The organism is Gordonia sp. DT219 (assembly GCF_049847065.1).
In the GTDB taxonomy this organism is placed as follows: domain Bacteria; phylum Actinomycetota; class Actinomycetes; order Mycobacteriales; family Mycobacteriaceae; genus Gordonia.
The window spans coordinates 1-840 of sequence record NZ_JBNCNR010000063.1 but is presented as its reverse complement, the minus strand read 5'-3'; the positions used below and the strand labels follow the sequence as shown (position 1 = coordinate 840).

Sequence of the window (840 nt, the reverse complement as noted above, 5' to 3'; positions counted from 1 at the left end):
GCCCCGCCGTCGCCATCGACGCCTCAAACCCCGCCGCCACATCACCACACACCACATGCACCACACCCCGCACCGGCTCCCGATCCACCACCAACACCAACGCATCAAACAACCACAAAGGTACCGGAAAATTTATCCTAAACTCTTCAATATAATCATCGATAACGTTTCTGGCACTCTTCGACAGTTTGATCGATCTGTCGTTTACGTACTCTCCACCAAGGAAAGCCGACCTAGTACCGGAAATATGGCCAGGAGAAAAGTGCTTGATTAGCATATATGTATCCCAGTCCCCGTCAAACAGCGGACCACCAGAATTAACGACGTTCCGCGCCAAATACATACCAACTCGACGCAACATGTCCTCAACCTCGTCCACTAACCGTCACTCCGATCTGCGTGATCTAGCAGCTCAATAATTTTCCGTTTAAAGAATCGCCTTTGATACGACTGTGAACCGTCATTGCGGAATATGTTTTCGAAGTGAGCCTCACGGAGGAGACGTCCAGTCCTGGCCGAGTACGCTTCTCCATCGACTTTCACCGTGCTAGGCCTCCCTCCCACGATCGGCGCATCCAGATCGATCTCCACCGCCACCCGCGCTCCGTATCGGGCGAAGTCGGACCACTCGTTTTCCATCACCCGATACGGCACCATATTGAAATGCCCGTCCTGGGCGAACATGTTGCGCAACCCTTGGGCCAGCACGAACCGGAACCCGAACACATGCCCACCCTGATCACCCTCGAACACCTCCTGCACCCCCTGCCCCGACGCAGCAATCCGCTGCGCGGACACCTCCGCCGACGGCCGATCCACCCGATCAAACACCTCACCGAT

Annotated in this window: 2 pseudogenes; both read right to left on the bottom strand. The window is 55.5% G+C overall.

Annotation, left to right across the window (positions count from 1 at the left end):
* Nucleotides 1-379, bottom strand: a pseudogene (locus ACPXB3_RS22405) (hypothetical protein); the annotation flags it as partial.
* Nucleotides 379-840, bottom strand: a pseudogene (locus ACPXB3_RS22400) (toxin glutamine deamidase domain-containing protein); the annotation flags it as partial. The pseudogenes ACPXB3_RS22400 and ACPXB3_RS22405, both read right to left, overlap by 1 nt.